Origin of the sequence: Nocardia sp. NPDC056564, from assembly GCF_042793755.1 — a bacterium.
Lineage (GTDB): Bacteria > Actinomycetota > Actinomycetes > Mycobacteriales > Mycobacteriaceae > Nocardia.
Genome location: NZ_JBHTUR010000013.1, coordinates 187,573 through 204,865 on the forward strand (window position 1 = coordinate 187,573; position 17,293 = coordinate 204,865).

15 protein-coding genes and 1 riboswitch are annotated in these 17,293 nt (G+C 68.9%); of the genes, 10 read left to right on the forward strand and 5 right to left on the reverse strand.

Features of this window, described 5'->3' with window-relative positions; genetic code table 11:
- Nucleotides 1–37: 37 nt before the first annotated feature.
- Together glgX and ACFQ9K_RS29075 are read right to left on the reverse strand one after the other, a co-directional pair.
- Nucleotides 38–2,158, reverse strand: a complete 2,121-nt coding sequence (glgX, locus tag ACFQ9K_RS29070) for a glycogen debranching protein GlgX (RefSeq protein ID WP_378716065.1) — start codon at nucleotides 2,156–2,158, stop codon at nucleotides 38–40.
- A gap of 164 nt (nucleotides 2,159–2,322) precedes the next feature.
- Nucleotides 2,323–3,267, reverse strand: a complete 945-nt coding sequence (locus tag ACFQ9K_RS29075; protein WP_378716068.1) for a GNAT family N-acetyltransferase — start codon at nucleotides 3,265–3,267, stop codon at nucleotides 2,323–2,325.
- 155 nt (nucleotides 3,268–3,422) lie between these two features.
- Between ACFQ9K_RS29075 and ACFQ9K_RS29080 the strand changes: the two genes are divergently transcribed.
- From ACFQ9K_RS29080 to ACFQ9K_RS29095, 4 genes are all read left to right on the forward strand, one after another.
- Nucleotides 3,423–4,709 carry an adenosylmethionine--8-amino-7-oxononanoate transaminase gene (locus ACFQ9K_RS29080; RefSeq protein ID WP_378716069.1) on the forward strand — a complete coding sequence of 429 codons (1,287 nt, stop codon included), beginning with the start codon at nucleotides 3,423–3,425 and terminating at the stop codon, nucleotides 4,707–4,709.
- Nucleotides 4,710–4,782: 73 nt separating this feature from the next.
- On the forward strand, nucleotides 4,783–5,937 hold the full coding sequence (locus ACFQ9K_RS29085; RefSeq protein ID WP_378716072.1) for an 8-amino-7-oxononanoate synthase: 1,155 nt from the start codon (nucleotides 4,783–4,785) through the stop codon (nucleotides 5,935–5,937).
- Between the two features lie 196 nt (nucleotides 5,938–6,133).
- On the forward strand, nucleotides 6,134–6,808 hold the full coding sequence (gene bioD, locus ACFQ9K_RS29090) for a dethiobiotin synthase (RefSeq protein ID WP_378716075.1): 675 nt from the start codon (nucleotides 6,134–6,136) through the stop codon (nucleotides 6,806–6,808).
- 596 nt (nucleotides 6,809–7,404) lie between these two features.
- Nucleotides 7,405–7,872, forward strand: a complete 468-nt coding sequence (locus ACFQ9K_RS29095) for an SRPBCC family protein (protein ID WP_378716078.1) — start codon at nucleotides 7,405–7,407, stop codon at nucleotides 7,870–7,872.
- 157 nt (nucleotides 7,873–8,029) lie between these two features.
- Here the strand turns inward: ACFQ9K_RS29095 and ACFQ9K_RS29100 are convergent, their stop codons facing one another.
- Nucleotides 8,030–9,055: an ABC transporter substrate-binding protein gene (locus ACFQ9K_RS29100; RefSeq protein ID WP_378716079.1), complete on the reverse strand. Its 1,026-nt coding sequence runs from the start codon at nucleotides 9,053–9,055 to the stop codon at nucleotides 8,030–8,032.
- A 525-nt stretch (nucleotides 9,056–9,580) separates the two neighbouring features.
- On the opposite strand from ACFQ9K_RS29100, the gene ACFQ9K_RS29105 reads away from it, so the two are divergent.
- Nucleotides 9,581–9,811, forward strand: coding sequence for a hypothetical protein (locus tag ACFQ9K_RS29105; RefSeq protein ID WP_378716082.1), 231 nt, complete (start codon nucleotides 9,581–9,583; stop codon nucleotides 9,809–9,811).
- Nucleotides 9,812–9,859: 48 nt separating this feature from the next.
- On the opposite strand, the gene ACFQ9K_RS29110 is transcribed toward ACFQ9K_RS29105, so the two are convergent.
- Both ACFQ9K_RS29110 and ACFQ9K_RS29115 read right to left on the reverse strand, forming a co-directional pair.
- Nucleotides 9,860–10,624: an ABC transporter ATP-binding protein gene (locus ACFQ9K_RS29110; protein WP_378983838.1), complete on the reverse strand. Its 765-nt coding sequence runs from the start codon at nucleotides 10,622–10,624 to the stop codon at nucleotides 9,860–9,862.
- A gap of 107 nt (nucleotides 10,625–10,731) precedes the next feature.
- Nucleotides 10,732–11,763 carry a FecCD family ABC transporter permease gene (locus ACFQ9K_RS29115; protein WP_378716088.1) on the reverse strand — a complete coding sequence of 344 codons (1,032 nt, stop codon included), beginning with the start codon at nucleotides 11,761–11,763 and terminating at the stop codon, nucleotides 10,732–10,734.
- 30 nt (nucleotides 11,764–11,793) lie between these two features.
- A riboswitch (cobalamin riboswitch) is annotated at nucleotides 11,794–11,930 on the reverse strand.
- A gap of 62 nt (nucleotides 11,931–11,992) precedes the next feature.
- Here ACFQ9K_RS29115 and ACFQ9K_RS29120 point away from each other — a divergent pair.
- From ACFQ9K_RS29120 to ACFQ9K_RS29140, 5 genes are all read left to right on the forward strand, one after another.
- A complete protein-coding gene (locus tag ACFQ9K_RS29120; protein WP_378716091.1) occupies nucleotides 11,993–13,162 on the forward strand; it encodes an alpha/beta fold hydrolase in 1,170 nt (389 codons plus the stop codon).
- Between the two features lie 86 nt (nucleotides 13,163–13,248).
- On the forward strand, nucleotides 13,249–14,343 hold the full coding sequence (locus ACFQ9K_RS29125) for an ABC transporter substrate-binding protein (RefSeq protein ID WP_378716094.1): 1,095 nt from the start codon (nucleotides 13,249–13,251) through the stop codon (nucleotides 14,341–14,343).
- The gene (locus tag ACFQ9K_RS29130; RefSeq protein WP_378716097.1) at nucleotides 14,343–15,197 is read left to right on the forward strand and encodes an ABC transporter permease; all 855 of its coding nucleotides are present in this window, start codon (nucleotides 14,343–14,345) and stop codon (nucleotides 15,195–15,197) included. The genes ACFQ9K_RS29125 and ACFQ9K_RS29130 overlap by 1 nt, the downstream gene beginning before the upstream one ends.
- On the forward strand, nucleotides 15,173–15,931 hold the full coding sequence (locus ACFQ9K_RS29135; protein WP_378716100.1) for an ABC transporter ATP-binding protein: 759 nt from the start codon (nucleotides 15,173–15,175) through the stop codon (nucleotides 15,929–15,931). Before ACFQ9K_RS29130 ends, ACFQ9K_RS29135 begins: the two co-directional genes overlap by 25 nt.
- Nucleotides 15,928–17,277: an LLM class flavin-dependent oxidoreductase gene (locus tag ACFQ9K_RS29140; protein ID WP_378716103.1), complete on the forward strand. Its 1,350-nt coding sequence runs from the start codon at nucleotides 15,928–15,930 to the stop codon at nucleotides 17,275–17,277. Before ACFQ9K_RS29135 ends, ACFQ9K_RS29140 begins: the two co-directional genes overlap by 4 nt.
- Nucleotides 17,278–17,293 lie beyond the last annotated feature (16 nt).

The following is a 17,293-nucleotide window of genomic DNA, read 5'->3' on the forward strand; positions in this document are numbered from 1 at the left end:
GTCTCGGTGGGTTCCGGTGTGGGCATGGACGTTCCGGTCATCCGGCGTGCCGGAGGACCAGCAGACAACGGGATTCGACCGGCAGGGTGGCCGCCGCCGGGTAGCTCGCGTCGGTCAGCCCGGTCGGCGTCGAGCAGTCGAGCGCGACCTCCCACCGAGTTCCGTAGCCGGAGTCGGGCAGGGTGAAGTCCATGGCCTCGTCGTGCGCGTTGAAGCACAGCAGGAACGAGTCGTCGGTGATCCGCTGGCCGCGCGGGTCCGGTTCGTGGATGCCCTTGCCGTTCAGGAAGACCGTGAGCGACTTGCCGAAGCCGCTGTCCCAGTCCGCGGTGGTCATCTCCGCGCCCTCCGGGGTGAGCCAGGCGATGTCGCGCGCGCGGTCCTTCGAGCGCACCGGCCTGCCGTCGAGGAATCGGCGGCGCCGGAAGACCGGGTGCTCGGTGCGCAACGCGATCACGTTGCGGGTGAATTCGAGCAGGTCCGAATTCTTCTGCATCAGTGACCAATCCATCCAGGCCAGCGGGGAGTCCTGGCAGTAGACGTTGTTGTTGCCGTGCTGGGTGCGGCCCATCTCGTCGCCGTGCGCGAGCATCGGCACGCCCTGGCTGAGCACCAGCGTGGCCAGCAGGTTGCGGCTCTGCCTGGCCCGCAGCGCGAGGATGTGCGGATCGTCGGTGTCGCCCTCGACCCCGCAGTTCCAGGACCGGTTCCAGCTTTCGCCGTCGCGGTTGTCCTCGCCGTTGGCCTCGTTGTGTTTCTCGTTGTAGGACACCAGATCCCGCAGGGTGAATCCGTCGTGCGCGGTGATGAAGTTGATGCTCGCGCTCGGCCTGCGGCCGGTGGCCTCGTACAGGTCCGAGGAGCCGGTGAGCCGGGAAGCGAACTCGCCGAGGGTGGCCGGCTCGCCGCGCCAGTAGTCGCGCACCGTGTCGCGGTACTTGCCGTTCCACTCGGTCCACAGGCCCGGGAAGTTGCCGACCTGGTATCCGCCCTCGCCGACGTCCCACGGCTCCGCGATCAGCTTGACCTGGCTGACCACCGGATCCTGTTGCACCAGATCGAAGAACGTGGACAGCCGGTCCACGTCGTGCAGCTCGCGGGCCAGCGTGGCGGCCAGATCGAAGCGGAAGCCGTCGACGTGCATGTCCAGCACCCAGTAGCGCAGCGAGTCCATGATCAGCTGCAGGGTGTGCGGGTGCCGCACGTTCAGGCTGTTGCCGGTGCCGGTGTAATCCATGTAGCGCGACGGGTCTTCGTCGAGCACGCGGTAGTAGGCGGCGTTGTCGATGCCGCGGAAGCCGATGGTCGGCCCGAGATGGTTGCCCTCGGCGGTGTGGTTGTAGACCACATCGAGGATCACCTCGATGTCCTCGGCGTGCAATGCGCGCACCATCGCCTTGAACTCGGTCACCGCGGAGTCGGCGCGTTTGATCGCGGCGTACTCGTTGTGCGGGGCGAGGTAGCCGAAGCTGTTGTAGCCCCAGTAGTTTCGCAGGCCCTGATCGAGCAGCACGCTGTCGTGCAGGAACTGGTGCACCGGCATCAGCTCGATCGCGGTGACGCCAAGGCCTTTCAGGTGTTCGATGATCGCCGGATGCGCGATGCCGGAATAGGTGCCGCGCAACTCTTCCGGGACGTCGGGGTGGGTCGCGGTCATGCCCTTGACGTGCGCCTCGTAGATCACCGTCTCGTGGTACGGGCGGTTCGGCGCGCGGTCGGTGCCCCAGTCGAAGTAGGGGTTGATCACCACGCCGGCCATGGTGTGGCCGAGCGAGTCCAGGCCGTGCGTGTACAGCGACGGGTCGTTGTCGAATTCGCCGTCGAACGCCTTGCCGTACGGATCGAGCAGCAGTTTGCTCGGGTCGCAACGTAATCCGTGGTCCGGGTCGTAGGGACCGTGCACCCGGAATCCGTAGCGCTGACCGGGTCCGACCGCGGGCAGGTAGGCATGCCACACGTATCCGTCGACCTCGTCGAGCGGCACCCGGGATTCGGTGCCGTCCCGGTCGATGAGGCACAACTCGACGGCGTCGGCAACCTCGGAGAACACCGAGAAGTTGGTGCCAGCCCCGTCGTATGTCGCGCCGAGCGGGTAAGCGGTGCCGGGCCATACACCGAGTGGTGTCGCGTCACCGGACGCTGCGTCGGGCTGAGCCATAGCAACGACATTAGCGGCAGCGGCCCCTCACCCGGAGCGGGTGGTTGCGACCAGGCGGGTCAACCGGGCCTGGTCAGGTGTCCAGCCAGTGCCTCGGATGGCCCGGCGCGCCGCCCCATCGGGCCGGTCCGCCCGGCACGGCGCCCTGGAGCGGGTAGGTGGATCTATTCGGGCTGCCCGAGTGAGCGGCGCCACGTCTGGCCGATCAGATCGGCGCCCCAGCTGTGGTGCGGGCTCTCCTCGGCCAGCTCGAATCCGGCGCGCTCGTAGATGTGCCGCGCCGAGGTGAGGACGTCGTTGGTCCACAGCACCATCTCCCGGTAGCCCGCGGCGGTGGCGAAGCGCAGGCACTCCTCGACCAGCGCGGCGCCGATGCCGAGGCCGCGCGCGGTGGGCTCGACCAGCAGCAGGCGCAGGCGCGCGGTGGTCTCGTTCTCGGCGACGCAGAAGACGCTGCCCACCGGTTCGCCGCCGGATTCGGCGATCCAGGCGCGCTCGCGCGCGTCGTCGTGGGACGCGAGGTAGTCGGCGACGATGCGCACGATCAGCTCCTCATACGTTCCGTCCCAACCGTATTCGTCGGTGTAGAGCCGGGCGTGCCGTTCGATCACCCAGCCGTAGTCGCCTGCCTTCGGCTCCCTGAGCAGAAAGGGCGGCGCGGCCACCGCGTTGGCCGGGTGGTCCAGGATCTGCTGGATGGTCTGCATGGCGGTGACCAGGCGGGTGCGCACGGCCTGCGGCTTGGCGTTGAGCAGGTAACCGATCTCGGCGTCGGAGCGTCGGTCGAGGACCGCGGCGATCTCCTTGCCGCGGACGGTGAGTCGCACCTCTTGGCGGCGGCCGTCGGTGCTCGACCGGTTGCGCTGGACCAGGCCCGCGTCCTCGAAGCTGGCCAGGATGCGACTCAGGTAGCCGGCGTCGAGATCCAGTGTCTGGCGCAGGGTTACCACCTCGACGGTCCCTGAGTTGGCCAGTTCGAACAGGATTCGCGCCTCGGTGAGCGAATACTCGCTGTCCAGCAGGCCTTCGCTGAGCACGCCGATGACCCGGGTGTAGCGGCGGTTGAATTCCCGGACTGCGGCGATGTCCGTGGCGGCGACGGTGGTCACGACGGCTCCATTCGTGCGATGATCGTTGACTCAGTCAAAGAATAGCTCGGATGGCCGCCGGGCGGCGGAAATCGGCGCGGAGATCTTTCGCGCGCAGCTCCGGTGGTAACTTGAACGGCGTTCAAGCCTGCCGTTGTTCGACCGCGAGGATTCCTGTGGCACTGACCCGTGACGAGATCGCCGCCCTTGATGCGAAGCATGTCTGGCATCCCTATGGCGGGTTTCCCGCGACGACCGAGCCGCTGGTCGTCGCCGGGGCCTCGGGCACCCGGCTGACGCTCGCCGACGGGCGCGAGGTGATCGACGGCATGAGTTCGTGGTGGGCCGCGATTCACGGCTATCGCCACCCGGTCCTGGACGCGGCGTTGGTGGCGCAGTCGCAGCGGATGAGCCACGTGATGTTCGGCGGACTCACCCATGAACCCGCGGCGCGGCTGGCCGAACTGCTGGTCGAGCTGACCCCGGGTGGTCTGGACAAGGTGTTCCTGTGCGACTCCGGCTCGGTGTCGGTCGAGGTCGCGGTGAAGATGTGCCTGCAATATTGGCGCGCGCTCGGCCGACCGGGGAAGCGGCGGCTGCTGACCTGGCGCGGCGGGTATCACGGCGACACGTTCACGCCGATGAGCGTGTGCGATCCGACGGGCGGCATGCATTCGCTGTGGACCGATGTGCTGGTCGACCAGGTGTTCGCGCCGATGCCGCCGCGCGACTATCGGGCCGAATATGTGGCCGAGCTGGAGCGCATGATCAGCGCCAATGCCGACGACCTCGCCGCGGTCATCGTGGAACCGGTCGTGCAGGGTGCGGGCGGGATGCGCTGGCATCACCCGCGGTACCTGACCGATCTGCGCAGGCTGTGCGACGAGCACGGGGTGCTGCTCGTCTTCGATGAGATCGCGACCGGATTCGGCCGCACCGGAACGTTTTTCGCGGCCGATCAGGTCGGGGTCGGCCCGGACGTGATGTGTGTGGGCAAGGCGTTGACCGGTGGTTACCTCACCCTGGCCGCCACGCTGTGCACCGCGTCGATCGCCGAGACGATCAGCGCGGGGCACGGCGGTTTGATGCACGGCCCGACCTTCATGGGCAACCCGCTGGCCTGCGCGGTCGCGGTGGCCTCGCTCGAACTGCTGACGGCGGGGGATTGGCGGGGCGATGTGGCGCGAATCGAGTCCGGGCTCGAAGCGGGGCTCGCGCCGTTACGCGGGCTGCCCGGCGTGGTCGAGGTGCGGGTGCTCGGCGCGATCGGTGTGATCGAACTCGACCGGCCGGTGGACATGCGCGCCGCGACCGACGCCGCCGTCGGCGCCGGGGTGTGGTTGCGGCCGTTCCGGAACCTCGTCTACACCATGCCGCCGTTCATCAGCACCGCCGAGGACGTCGCGGCGATCACCGCCGGGATGCGCGCCGCGGTCGCCGCGCAGCCTCGAATCGCGGTGTAGCTCAGGTGCCCAACCGGTTCGGCGGGGGCCGGGCGTATGCGCCTTGAACGGTGTTCAAGTATGCTCCGGAGCTGTGACTACCGATCCATTGAGTTGGTTGGACGAACGTGCGTCCGCGCGGGTGGCCGCCGGGCTGCGCCGGGAACTGCGTCCCCGGGCCGCGCGGTCGTCGTCGATCGACCTCGCCTCCAATGACTACCTCGGGCTGGTTCGGCATCCCGAGGTGATCGACGGCGCGATCGAGGCGGTGCGACGGTGGGGTGCCGGGTCGACCGGGTCCCGGCTCGTCACCGGAACCACGACCGAGCACGCGCGGTTGGAGGCCGAGCTGGCCGAATTCGTCGGCGCCGAAGCGGGTCTCGTGTTCGCCTCCGGATACGCCGCCAACCTCGGCGTGGTCACGGCGTTGGCCGGGCGCGGGGCGTTGGTGGTCTCCGACGCGGGCAGCCACGCGTCACTGGTGGACGCGTGCAGGCTTTCTCGGGCTCGGGTGGAAGTCGCCGCGCACGGAGACGTCGAGGCGGTCGACCGGCTGCTCGCCGCGCGGACCGAGGAGCGGGCGCTGGTGCTCACCGATTCGGTGTTCAGTGCCGATGGTGATCTCGCGCCGCTGGTCGAGTTGCACCGGGTTACCCGGGCGCGGGGTGCGGTGTTGATCGTGGACGAGGCGCACGGGATCGGGGTGCGTGGCGCGGGCGGGCGCGGGCTGGTGCACGAGGTCGGCCTGGCCGGCGCGCCTGATCTGGTGATCACCGCGACGTTGTCCAAATCCCTTGCCGCACAGGGCGGAGTGGTGCTGGCCGACGAGCGGGTACGCGCGCATCTGGTCGATTCCGCGCGGACCTTCATCTTCGATACCGGGCTCGCGCCTGCCGCCGTCGGTGCCGCGCGCGCGGCACTGCGGGTGTTGCGTCGCGAGCCGGAACTGGCCGGCCGGGTGCTGGAACGTGCCGCCGACATCGCGCGGATCGCCGCTGTGCCCGTGCCGGATTCGGCGGTGGTGTCCGTGGTGCTCGGCAAGGCGCAGATCGCTTACGACGCGGCCCAGGCATGCCGGGCGGAAGGGCTCGAGGTCGGTTGCTTCCGACCGCCGTCGGTGCCGGAGGGCACCTCGAGGCTGCGGCTGACGGCCCGCGCCAACCTGACTCCGGCTGAACTCGACGTCATTGCAACGGTTCTCGGTCAGGTGCTGGCAGCGGCGCGTGAATCGGAAGTGGTGCGCGCGTGAACAGCGGCGGTGATACCGAGACAGCAGGGTGGAATGCGCGGCGCGGCAGCATCCTGCGGATGCGGTGCGCGTAAGGATATGGACGGTGGAGCGGCGGTCGTAGCAAGGGCAGCGGACTCGTGAGTGTGGTTCCGGTGCAGGTGATTATCGATGACAGGGCGATCTCAGGAGGTCGCAGGGTGCAAGAGGTGGCGGTATGAGCGTTCTGTTGGTGACCGGAACTTCCACGGAGGTCGGCAAGACCGTGGTCACGGCGGCCGTTGCCGCGCTGGCCCTGGCCGAGGGCAGATCGGTGGCGGTGTGCAAACCCGGTCAAACGGGGGTCTCCCTGACCGAACCCGGCGATCTCGCCGAGATCGAGCGCCTCAGCGGCGTCGCCCGCACCGTCGAGCTCGCCCGCTTCCCCGACCCGCTGGCCCCCGACACCGCCGCCCGGCGCGCCGGACTGCCCGAGCTGACCTTGGCCGAAACCCTCTCCGGGATAGCCGAACTCGCCGACGCGGACCTCACCCTGGTGGAGGGCGCCGGCGGCCTCCTGGTCCGACTCGGTGACTTCACCCTCCTCGACCTCGCCCAAAAACTCGACGCACCCGTACTTCTGGTGACCGCCGCCGGTCTCGGCACCCTGAACCACACCGAACTGACCACCCGTGCACTGCAATCGGCGCGCGTACGGTGCGCGGGCCTGGTCGTCGGCTCCTGGCCCGCCGAACCCGACCTGGCCGCCGAATGCAACCGCGTCGACCTCCCCCGCGTCACCGGGGTAGACCTGGTAGGCGCCGTCCCCGCCGGCGCCGGCGCCTGGGACCGCGACCGCTTCACGACAGCAGCACCGAGCTGGTTCGCGCCGACCTGGTCCCCGTTCACCTGACCTCCTGCCGGACCGCATCCGCAACGCCGCGCTGTCTGGGTGACGTTCGCGTCGCCGATTCATGCGCGGGCGTTGCGGCCTCACGGGCCTGGCGTCTAGGTGTAAGTCCGCCGCATCCACCTGGTTCGCGCCAGGACGGTCACCGTTCGCCCGGCCTATTGCCGGTTGCCGGGTTCTGCGTTCGGTTTCCGTGCTGTCCGGGTGACGTTCTTGTCGCTGATTCATGTGTGGCGTGCCGATGCGGTAATACGTGCTCGGCGGCGTCCGGGTTTAGTCCGCCGCCCCGTGGTGTGGCACGAATGGACAGGGCTTCGCTTCGTCCGCTGGGTGCGCCCCGACTCGGCGCAGGACTCCGAATCCGGTGCGGCAGTGAGGCACCGCGTGCGGATGCGTCGGTGCCGGGGCGCGTCGCTAGCAAACTGAGGCCGACCCACGTGCTGTTGCCTGGTGTGTCGCGCACAGCCCGCTTACCCATGCATTACCGATGAATCGGTGCGCAGCCTGAGGTCCGGAACGTGGATCGAGCTGAGGCAGTGGCATTGGATGCCCGGCCGCGGATGGGCTGACCGGGCCGGCGGGGGATCTATCGTTGTCGGGTGACCACGACTCGGATTCGATGGCATGTGCGGGCGCCACGGGCGAACGTCTATCGGCTGCTGCTGGACGCGGAGGCGGTGCGGCGGTGGATGGTGCCGACGGGGATGACCAGCGAGGTGCATGAGTTCGACGCGCGGGAAGGCGGGGTGTTCCGGATTTCGCTGAGCTATGACGAGCCGACCGGCACCGGCAAGACCAGCGCGCAGACCGATACGTTCCACGGACATTTCGCGCGGCTGGTGCCGGACCAGCAGGTGGTCCAGCTCGTCGAATTCGAGACCGACGATCCGGCGGTGCGCGGTGAGCAGACCATCACCTACACGCTCATCGAGGCCGACGGTGGCACCGATGTCGATGCGGTGCACGAGAATCTGCCGGCCGGGGTCGCGCCGGAAGACAACGACCTCGGCTGGCGTATCTCGCTCAGCAAGCTCGCCGCCCTCGCGGAGGGCGGCTCCATTCGCTGATGTCGTTCTCGAGCGGGCTGCCCGCCGAGCGAAATCGCCGGCGTGAGTGTGTTCGGGTGTGGCGCGCACCCGCTGGGCCGGCACCGATTTCGCTCGGCGCGCGCCGAATCACAGCGAAGTTGCTGCGCTGCAGGCGATTCGGCGCGCAGCCGGTTGGTCAGCGGATGGTGTCGTCGGCTTTGGGCTCGATTGTCGAGGCGGGGACCAGGTTCCAACGTTCGAGTTGCTTGCGGATCTGTTCGGCGGCGTCGATGTTGAGCGGGCCGCTGGTCCACATGGCGTAGGGGAGGTTGAGGAAGCGCCCCTCGGTGACGGCGCGGAGCTGGTTGATGCCGGGCTTGGCGCGCAGCGCGTCGACCTTCTGCGCGAAGGTCTGCGGCGGGTAGTCGACGAACATGATGGCGTCGGGGTCGGCGGCGGCGAGCCGTTCCCAGGAGACCCTGGTCCAGGTGTCGGGAACGTCGCTGAGCGCGTTGCGCCCGCCCGCGGCATCCAGGATCGCCTGCGGCGCACCGAAACTGCCGCTGGACATGAGCGAGTCGGTGGCGCTGTCGAACAGGAAGATGGTCGGCTTGCGCTCGGCATGCGGTGCGCCGGACAGCGCCGCGAGCCGCCGATCCAGGTCGGCGGTGACCTCCTTTGCGCGGTCGGAGCGGCCGGTGATGGCGCCGAGGTTGGTCAGGTCGTCGCGCAGCGCCGTCCACGGCTCGACGATCCCGCGCGGGCGTTCGCCATTGTGCTGACGGCAGCTCTCGGTGAGCGTGTACGCGGCAATCCCCGCCTTGCTCAACGAATCCGGCGTCAGGTTCTTCGCCTCGTCATACCCGTAGCTCCACCCCGCGACCATCACGTCGGGTCCCTGCGCCAACACGGTCTCCCGCGAAGGATATTCCGGCGCAACAGATTTCAACTGATCGACCACCGGTCCATAGTGCCGGCGCAACGTATCCGCGTCCCGCTGCACACTCGACACCGCCACCACCTGATCCTGCGCCCCGAGCGCCAGCGCCATCGAGATCAAGTTCCCGTCATTGACGAACAACCGCTTGGCCGGCGCCGGAAACCGCACGTCCACATCGCAATTCCGAACCGTGAGATCCCCAGCGCCCCCCTTCTCCGCACCACACCCGGCCACCGCCGCAGCCACCACAACCGCCACCAACACTCGCACCACGTGCTTCATTCACTCGCCTCTCGAGATAACCAACAAGTTTCAAATACTGACCTGCCAACAGGACACGCCCCCACCAGACAAATGCGCCCCCGGTAGTGCCCCCTTCGCGAGCAGAGCACGCGCCAAACGGGACATGGCCGCGCAGAATCGCGAGTGAAAGCGCCATGGTGTCCCGTTCGGCGTTGGGGTGTGCGTCGGGTGGGACATGGCGGTGGGGTGGCCGTGGTGTCCCGTTCGGGGGTGGGGTGTGCGTCGGTGGGTATGTGTGACGACTTGATCTGGTGCCAGGGATGGCGAGTAATCCGCCGTGGTGGCTTGTTCGTGAGTAGTCGGAGCGGGAAATGCGCGCCGGGAGGGTGTCGATGCGGCGGGGTGGTGAGTAGGCCGTCGGCGGTGTCCCGCTCGACGAAGCTTCAGATCGCGAGCGGGGCTTGGCTGCGCTGAATCGTAGGGATGGCTGCCGTGGTGTCCCGCTCGCGGGCAGGGTGCGCGCTGGACGGGACTTGGTTGCGTGGGATTGCGAGTGGGGGCGGTGTGAGGTCCCGTTCGCTGCCGCTGCCGCTGCCGCTGCCGCTGCCGCTGCCGCTGCCGCTGCTGTCGCTGCTGTCGCTGCTGTCGCTGCTGTCGCTGCTGTCGCTGCTGTCGCTGCTGTCGCTGCTGCTGCCCCTGCTGTCGCCGCTGCCCCTGCCCCTGCTGCTGCCGATCTTGATTGGGACTTGGCTGTGTTGGATCGTGAGATGGTCTGTGGCGGTGTCTCGTTCGTGAACAGGGGTGGGCTTGGTTGGTGGGGGTGGGGCCGGCTGGGGGTGGGAGTCATAGGGTCAGCTCGCGGGGGGTGATCAGTAGGTGGGGGTCGCCGGTTTCCGGGTGAGGGACGCGGAGCGCGCGGACGCCGAAGACCTCGTCGATCACCGCCGGGGCCAGCGCGCTCGCGGGGGGTGCGAGGGGGCGGGCGGAGCCGTTGTCCAGCACCAGGATTCGATCGCAGTAACGGTCGGCCAAGGCCAGATCGTGCAGTGCCATGACGACGGTGCGGTTCAGCGTGCGGGTCAGGGCGAGGAGTTCGAGGCGATGGGTGATGTCCAGGTGGTTGGTGGGTTCGTCCAGCAGCAGGATGGGGGTGTTCTGGACGAGGGCGCGGGCGAGCAGGACACGTTGGCGTTCGCCGCCGGAGAGGCGGTGGACCGGGCGCTCGGCGAAGCCGGCGAGGTCGACCGCGGCCAAGGCATCCTCGACGACCTGTTGTTCGCGTGCGGAACCCGCGCCCCACGGGGGCAGGTACGGCGTGCGGCCCAGTGCGACAACCTCGCCCGCGCGCAGGTCGGCGGGTGGGCGTTCGTCCTGCGCCACCATGGCGACGGTGCGGGCTCGACGGCGCGGCGACATCCGGTGCAGCACTCGGCCGTCCGCGATCACTTCACCGCGCGCGGGCCGCCGCACTCCGGCCAGCGTCTGCAGCAGCGTGGTTTTCCCGGTGCCGTTCGGCCCGACGATGCCGATCGTCTCGCCGGCCCGAATCGCGAAGGTCACCTCGGTGATCACGGTCCGCCGGCCGGCGGCGCACGCGAGTCCGCGCACCTCCAGTACTCCGGCATCGCTTCGGGTTTCGACTCCACTGCCGAGGAGCTCGCCGCGTCCCGCGTCTGACCTGCGATCGAGTCGTGCTCGATGATCGTTGCGAAGGTTCATGATTCACCGAACCGATAGCGCCGACGCCCCATCAGGATCAAGAACGCGGGCGCGCCGATGAGCCCGGTCAGCACGCCGACCGGGATTTCGGTGGGGCGAACCAGGATTCGGGTGGCGGCGTCGGCGACGACGAGGAACAGCGCTCCGCACAGGGCGCAGGCGGGCAGCAGAGCGCGGTGGCGCGGCCCGACGAGCAGGCGGGCGGCATGCGGGACGACCAGGCCGACGAAGCCGATGCCCCCTGAGACCGCGACGAGCACCCCGACCAGCACCGCGAGCAACAGGAACAATCCGATCCGCAGTTGCTTGACCGGAACCCCCAGTGACGCCGCGGTATCCGCGCCGACGGTCAGCGCGTCGAGCCACCCGCTCGCCGCGAGCAGCGCAACCCCGGCGAGCACGACCACGCTGAGCGGCAACGCGATTCGCGTCCAGTCCGCCCCGGCGAGACTGCCGAGCAACCAGAACAGCACCGACTGCGCCGCGGCCGGATCGGGACGCCGGAAGATGAGATAGCTGCTCAACGCCGCGAACGCGGATCCGAGCACCGTCCCGGTGAGCACCAGCCGCAACGGCGTCAACCCGCCCTGTACCACCGCGATCAGGAACACCAACCCCGCCGCGACGAACGCCCCGGCCAACGCCCCGCCGGACAACGCCCACACCCCGGCACCGGCGAACAACCCCGAGGTAATGACCGCGGCCGCACCCACACCCGCGCCCGAGGACACCCCGAGCAGATAAGGATCGGCCAGCGGATTCCGCACCAGCGTCTGCATCGCCGCCCCAGCCAACGCCAACCCCGCCCCGACGATCGCCGCCAGCACCGTCCGCGGCACGCGCAGCTGCCACACGATGGTGTCGAGCCCGAAATCGGCGGGCGCCTGCCCGGTGACGCGCTGGCGCAGCACCTCCAGCACCGAGGACACCGGCAGCGTCTCCGCGCCGAACCCGGTGGCCAGCACCATCGCGCCGATCAGTAGCGCCCCGAGCAGGGGAAAGATGAACGCCGCGCGCACACGGCTCATCGGTAATGCTCCACAGGCAAGTCGCGGCCTCTCCAGAGTTGTCCTGGTGGGGGAGGTCTGACTCTCGCCGGGGAGGGCGATCACAGTGGCGCGACCGTTCCGGGATTGCACCGGATTCTCGCACCCGCCAGGGATGACGGAGAAACTCTACCGGTCGGTCGGGTTAACCCTGTCGCCAGGGTTGTGCGCGGAATGGCGACCATCCACACCCTTACGTACGGTGGGATAGATGTCGCCGTTCGATGACCGGCACCCGTCCACTGTCTCGGACTGGGACGACGCGCGACGCAAAGCCCGGCTACGGGACACCAGCCTGTGGCACGAGTGGAAGACGTTGCGCCGGACCAGGTCGGCAGTCCTGCGCGTGGTGGTATTTCTCGCTGCCGTCCTCGTCGTTTTCGCCCAGTACCTGAAATTCGATGTCGAACCGGAGCAGGCGCGCCTGGCGCGCACCGATCCCGCGATCCTGCCCGTCGCCGCCCCGGCCGATCCGAAGAACTGGGACACCGTGGTGGTGGACATGGTCGGCCTCGGCGGCCTGGACGCCAGCTCGACCGCCGCCGCGCTGCCCGCGTTGCGCGGGATGGGCGTGGTGTGGGCGATCCGCTACGACAACGAAGGTATCGACACCAAGGTGATCGCCGACCTGATCGTGCGCGCCGCCGAGCTGTCCGGCCTGAAGAACGTGGTGCTGGTCGGGCACAGCATGGGCGGCGTGATCGCGCTGGAGGTCGCCAAACACATCCACCTCGACAGCGACCGCCGCCTGGTCGGCGTGATCCTGGACTGCACGCCGGTGGACCTGAACGCGGTCCGGCCGGAAAGCCGCGGCGCGGGCGAGGACATGGTGCGCTGGATGCGCTGGCTGCCCGGTGCGCGCGAGAGCCGGCTGCTGCGGCTCGCGGTGGAAACCTATGCGCGCCGGGATCGCTTCCTCGCCCACGGCGGTGGCGGCATACCGCCCGGCATCCGCTTCGCCGAGCTCGGTGAGGTTCTCCGGGAGGTGTTGCGGGAGAAGATCTTCTCTCGTAACGCGGCGAGCAACGGCCTGATCGAGGCGCAGTTCACCGCGATCGTGGCCGGCGGCGCGACCGGTGATCTGCGCGCGCTGGCCGCGCCGACGGACGGAAAGCCGCGCCCCGCCATCGTTTTCATCCGGCCGCGCGATCCGGACCGGGATCGGGTGGTCGACGTCGAGTACTCGCATCGGGTGCTGATCGAGGAGTCCGGCGGCGTGGATGGCACGCTGTCGGTGGTGCTCGCGCGAAACACCGGGCACGCCAATCCGATGCAGCGGCCGGTGGAGTACAACACGTTCATCGATCAGCAGATCCTGCCGTTCATCCAGCGCTATCAGGCGCAGGTGCGCGACTCGGCGGTGGCGGCCGCGCCGCGCTGATACCGCATCGGGCGCCGCGCCGACCAGTTCGAACCAGGCTGAGACAAACGGTGTTCGGGCCGGTTTTGTCTTGTTTCAATCCGTCTATGTACCGACCACGCACGTTTCTGTTCGGCCGCCCAGGCCGCACCACCGCCGCATTGCTCGCCGTGGCAGCCGTTGCGACCCTCGGACTCACCGGCTGCGCGAACAGCGACAAGCCGGCCGGTCCCGTCGCCGCGGACACGCCACTGCCCGTTGAAGTTCCAGCTGGAACCAGTTTGGTCCTCGCCGACCAGTCCGAGCGCCTGCAACAGGTGCTCCGGATTTCCGGCGAGCTGGACAAGCTCCCGTTCAAGGCCGAGTTCGCCAATTTCGTCGGCGGCCCGGCCATTCTCGAGGCGTTCCGCGCCGAGGCCGCCGACGTGGCCTGGGTGGGCGACGTCCCGCCGATCCACGCGCTGATCGCCGGGCAGGACGTGCCGATCGTCGCGGCCTACCAGACCAGCCCCGCCGCGCTGAAACTCGCTGTCGCGCCGGGCAAATCGGTGAGCACGCTCGCGGATCTGAAGGGCAAGAAGATCGCCTACGCCGAGGGCACCGCCCAGCAGGCCGCGGTGCTGCGCGCGCTGGACAAGGCCGGGCTGAAAACCGGTGACGTGCAACTGGTCCGGTTGCAGCTGGCCGAGTTCCTCGATGCCGTGCGCACCGCGCAGGTCGACGTCGCCCCGCTGATCGAGCCGAATGTCACCCGGCTGCTGCGCACACCGGGCACCTCGCTGATCCCGGATTCGCAGACCGAAGGCATCTACGGCGGCCTCGGCTATCTGTACGCGCGGCGCGTGGTGACGCAGGATCCGGCCAAGGCGGCCGCGACCCGGGCCCTCGCCGCCGCTTTCGTGCGCGCCAACCAGTGGGTCAACACCCATCAGGACGAGTGGGCGCGAAAGTACTACGTGGACAACCAGAAGGTCAGCCCCGAGGACGCCAAGCGCATCGTCGACTCGCTCGGCCTGTTCACCTTCCCGCACCTGGACCAGGATCTCGTCGCCCGCCAGCAGGCCACCATCGACGCCATCGACAAGGCCGGTGAGCTGCCGAAGAAGGTGCAGGCGGCCAAGGGCTTCGACCTGCGCTACGACGCCGCGATCACCGAGGCGGTCACCCAGAGCGGCGCCGCGTTCGCACCGAAGGCACGCTGATGGCGACGGTGGATGCCGGGGTATGGCACCGGTTCGGCAACCGCACCGCACCGGCGCTGGCCAAGCGCAAGCCGGCCCGGCCGCGGCTCGGACCGGGACGGCCGATTCCGTTCGGCGCCGCCATCGGACCGACGCTGCTGGTCCTCGCCTGGGTGATCGGATCCGCCTCCGGCACACTGGATCCGGAGACCTTGCCCGCGCCGTGGACGGTCGCCTCGACCGCCGGTGAGCTGATCTCCGACGGCAGGCTGCAATCGAACCTGCTCACCTCGGTGCAGCGGGCGGGCATCGGCCTGGCCATCGGCGTGCTCGCCGGACTGGTGCTCGCGCTCGTGGCCGGCCTGAGCCGGATCGGTGAAGCGCTGGTGGACGGGCCGATTCAGATCAAGCGCGCGATTCCGACGCTCGCGCTGATCCCCCTGTTCATCGTCTGGTTCGGCATCGGCGAGGAGATGAAGCTGCTCGTCATCACGACGAGCGTGGCCATCCCGATCTACCTGAACACCCACGCCTACCTGCGCAGTGTCGACTCCAGGTATGTGGAACTCGCGCAGACCGTCGGTCTTTCGCGCTGGGGCTTCATCCGCCGGATCGCGCTGCCCGGCTCGCTGCCCGGTTTCTTCACCGGGCTTCGCCTCGCGGTCACCATCGCCTGGCTGGCCCTGGTCGTGGTGGAACAGGTCAACGCGACCAGCGGCATCGGCTATCTGATGACGCAGGCCCGCACCTACGGGCAGATCGACGTGATCGTGGTCGGGCTCGTGATCTACGGCCTGCTCGGACTTTTCGGTGATCTCGCCGTGCGCGCGGTGGAAAGGAAGGCGCTGTCATGGCGACAGACATTGGGGGACTGAACGTCGTCCGGACGCGCGAGTTGCGTCGCGGGTTCGGCGAGCGAGTCGTGTTGCAGGACATAGATCTCGACATCGCGCGCGGGGAGTTCGTTGCCCTGCTCGGTCGTAGCGGCTCGGGTAAGAGCACGTTGCTGCGGGCGCTCGCGGAGCTGGACTACGACGTGCCGGGATCGGGTGAGCTGACCGTGCCCGCCGAACGTGCCGTGGTGTTCCAGGATCCGCGGCTGCTGCCATGGACCCGGGTGCTCGACAACGTGATCCTCGGCCTGAACGGCGGCGGCGCCGCCGAGCGCGGTCGGGCCGCGCTGGCCGAGGTCGGCCTGGCCGGTCGGGAAAAAGCTTGGCCCAGGCAGCTTTCCGGGGGCGAGCAGCAGCGGGTCGCGCTGGCGCGTTCGCTGGTGCGGGAGCCGGAGCTGTTGCTGGCCGACGAGCCGTTCGGCGCGCTCGACGCACTCACCCGGATCAAGATGCACGCGCTGCTACAGGACCTGTGCGCCAAGCACCGGCCCGCCGTCCTGCTGGTCACCCACGACGTCGACGAGGCGGTGCTGCTCGCCGATCGCGTCCTCGTGCTCGACGAGGGACGCATCGCCGTCGACCAGCGCATCGATCTGGAACGTCCACGCAGGCACAGTGATCCGGGCTTCATCCGGCATCGGTCCCGGTTGCTCGCCAGCCTCGGCGTCGGTCCCAGCGACCGGCCGGGCCAGGAAGAAGAGAAGCAAGCCTCATGAGTACTCCGCGTCAGCTCAGCCTCAACGCGTTCATCTACCCGTCCGGTCACCACGAGGCGGCCTGGCGGCATCCCGACAGCCAGCCGGGGCGCATCTACGATGTCGACTACTACCAGCAGATCGGCCGCACCGCCGAGGCCGCGAAACTCGACGCGGTGTTCTTCGCCGACGGGCCGGCGCTGCGTACCAATGTCAAGCACAACGCGGGCTCCGGATTGGAGCCGATCACGCTGCTGACCGCCATCGCCACGGCGACAACGCATCTCGGGCTGATCGCGACCGCCTCGACCACCTACTACGAGCCGTACAACCTGGCCCGGTTGTTCTCCACGCTGGACCACATCTCGCGCGGGCGGGCAGGCTGGAACATCGTCACCACCGGAACCGACCTGGCCGCCGCCAACTTCGGTCTCGACAAGCATCCGGACCATGCCGAACGCTATGCGCGGGCACGGGAATTCGTGGACGCCGTGGTCGCGCTGTGGGACAGCTGGGAGGACGACGCGATCCTGCTGGACCAGGAGAGCGGGGTGTACGCCGACCCGGAGAAGATCCATCCGATCGACTTCGTCGGCGAACATCTCCGGGTGCGTGGACCGTTCAACGCGCCGCGCACGCCACAGGGGTACCCGGTGCTCGTGCAGGCGGGTGCGTCGAACGAAGGGCGCTCGTTCGCGGGCAAGTACGCCGAGGCGATCTTCACCGCGCATCAGCGGCTCGAGGACGCGCAGCGGTTCTATGCCGATATCAAGGCGCAGGCAACGGGTTTCGGGCGTAACCAGGAGCACGTCAAGATCCTGCCCGGGATCAGCCCGTTCATCGGCGATACCGAGGCGGCGGCCAAGCGGCTGGAGCGTGAGTTCAACGAACTCACCGTGCCGGAATACGGTCTGACCCAACTGGAGAACATCGTCGGCAAGAGTGTGCGTCACCTGCCGCTCGACGAGGCGGTTCCGGTCGACCTGTTCGACGACGCGGGCGATGTCACCGACAACGCCCGCAGCCGGTTGCAGGTTGTCGCGGGCATCGTGCAGCGGGAGCGGCCGACGGTGCGCGGGTTGCTGCACAAGCTGGCCGGCGCGCGCGGACACCGCGTATTCGCCGGAACGCCCGAGCAGGTCGCCGACACGATCGAGGAGTGGTTCCGCAACGGCGCCGCCGACGGTTTCAACGTGATGCCGCCGTATTACCCCGGCGGACTGGAAGTCTTCGCCGAGACCGTCGTCCCGATCCTGCAGGAGCGCAACCTCTTCCGCACCGAATACACCGGCACCACCCTCCGCGACCACTTCGGCCTCCCCCGCCCCGCAGGCCGAGCCGCCAGCCACCCGGCCCTGGCCCAGTGAGCCGGGGAGACGTCGA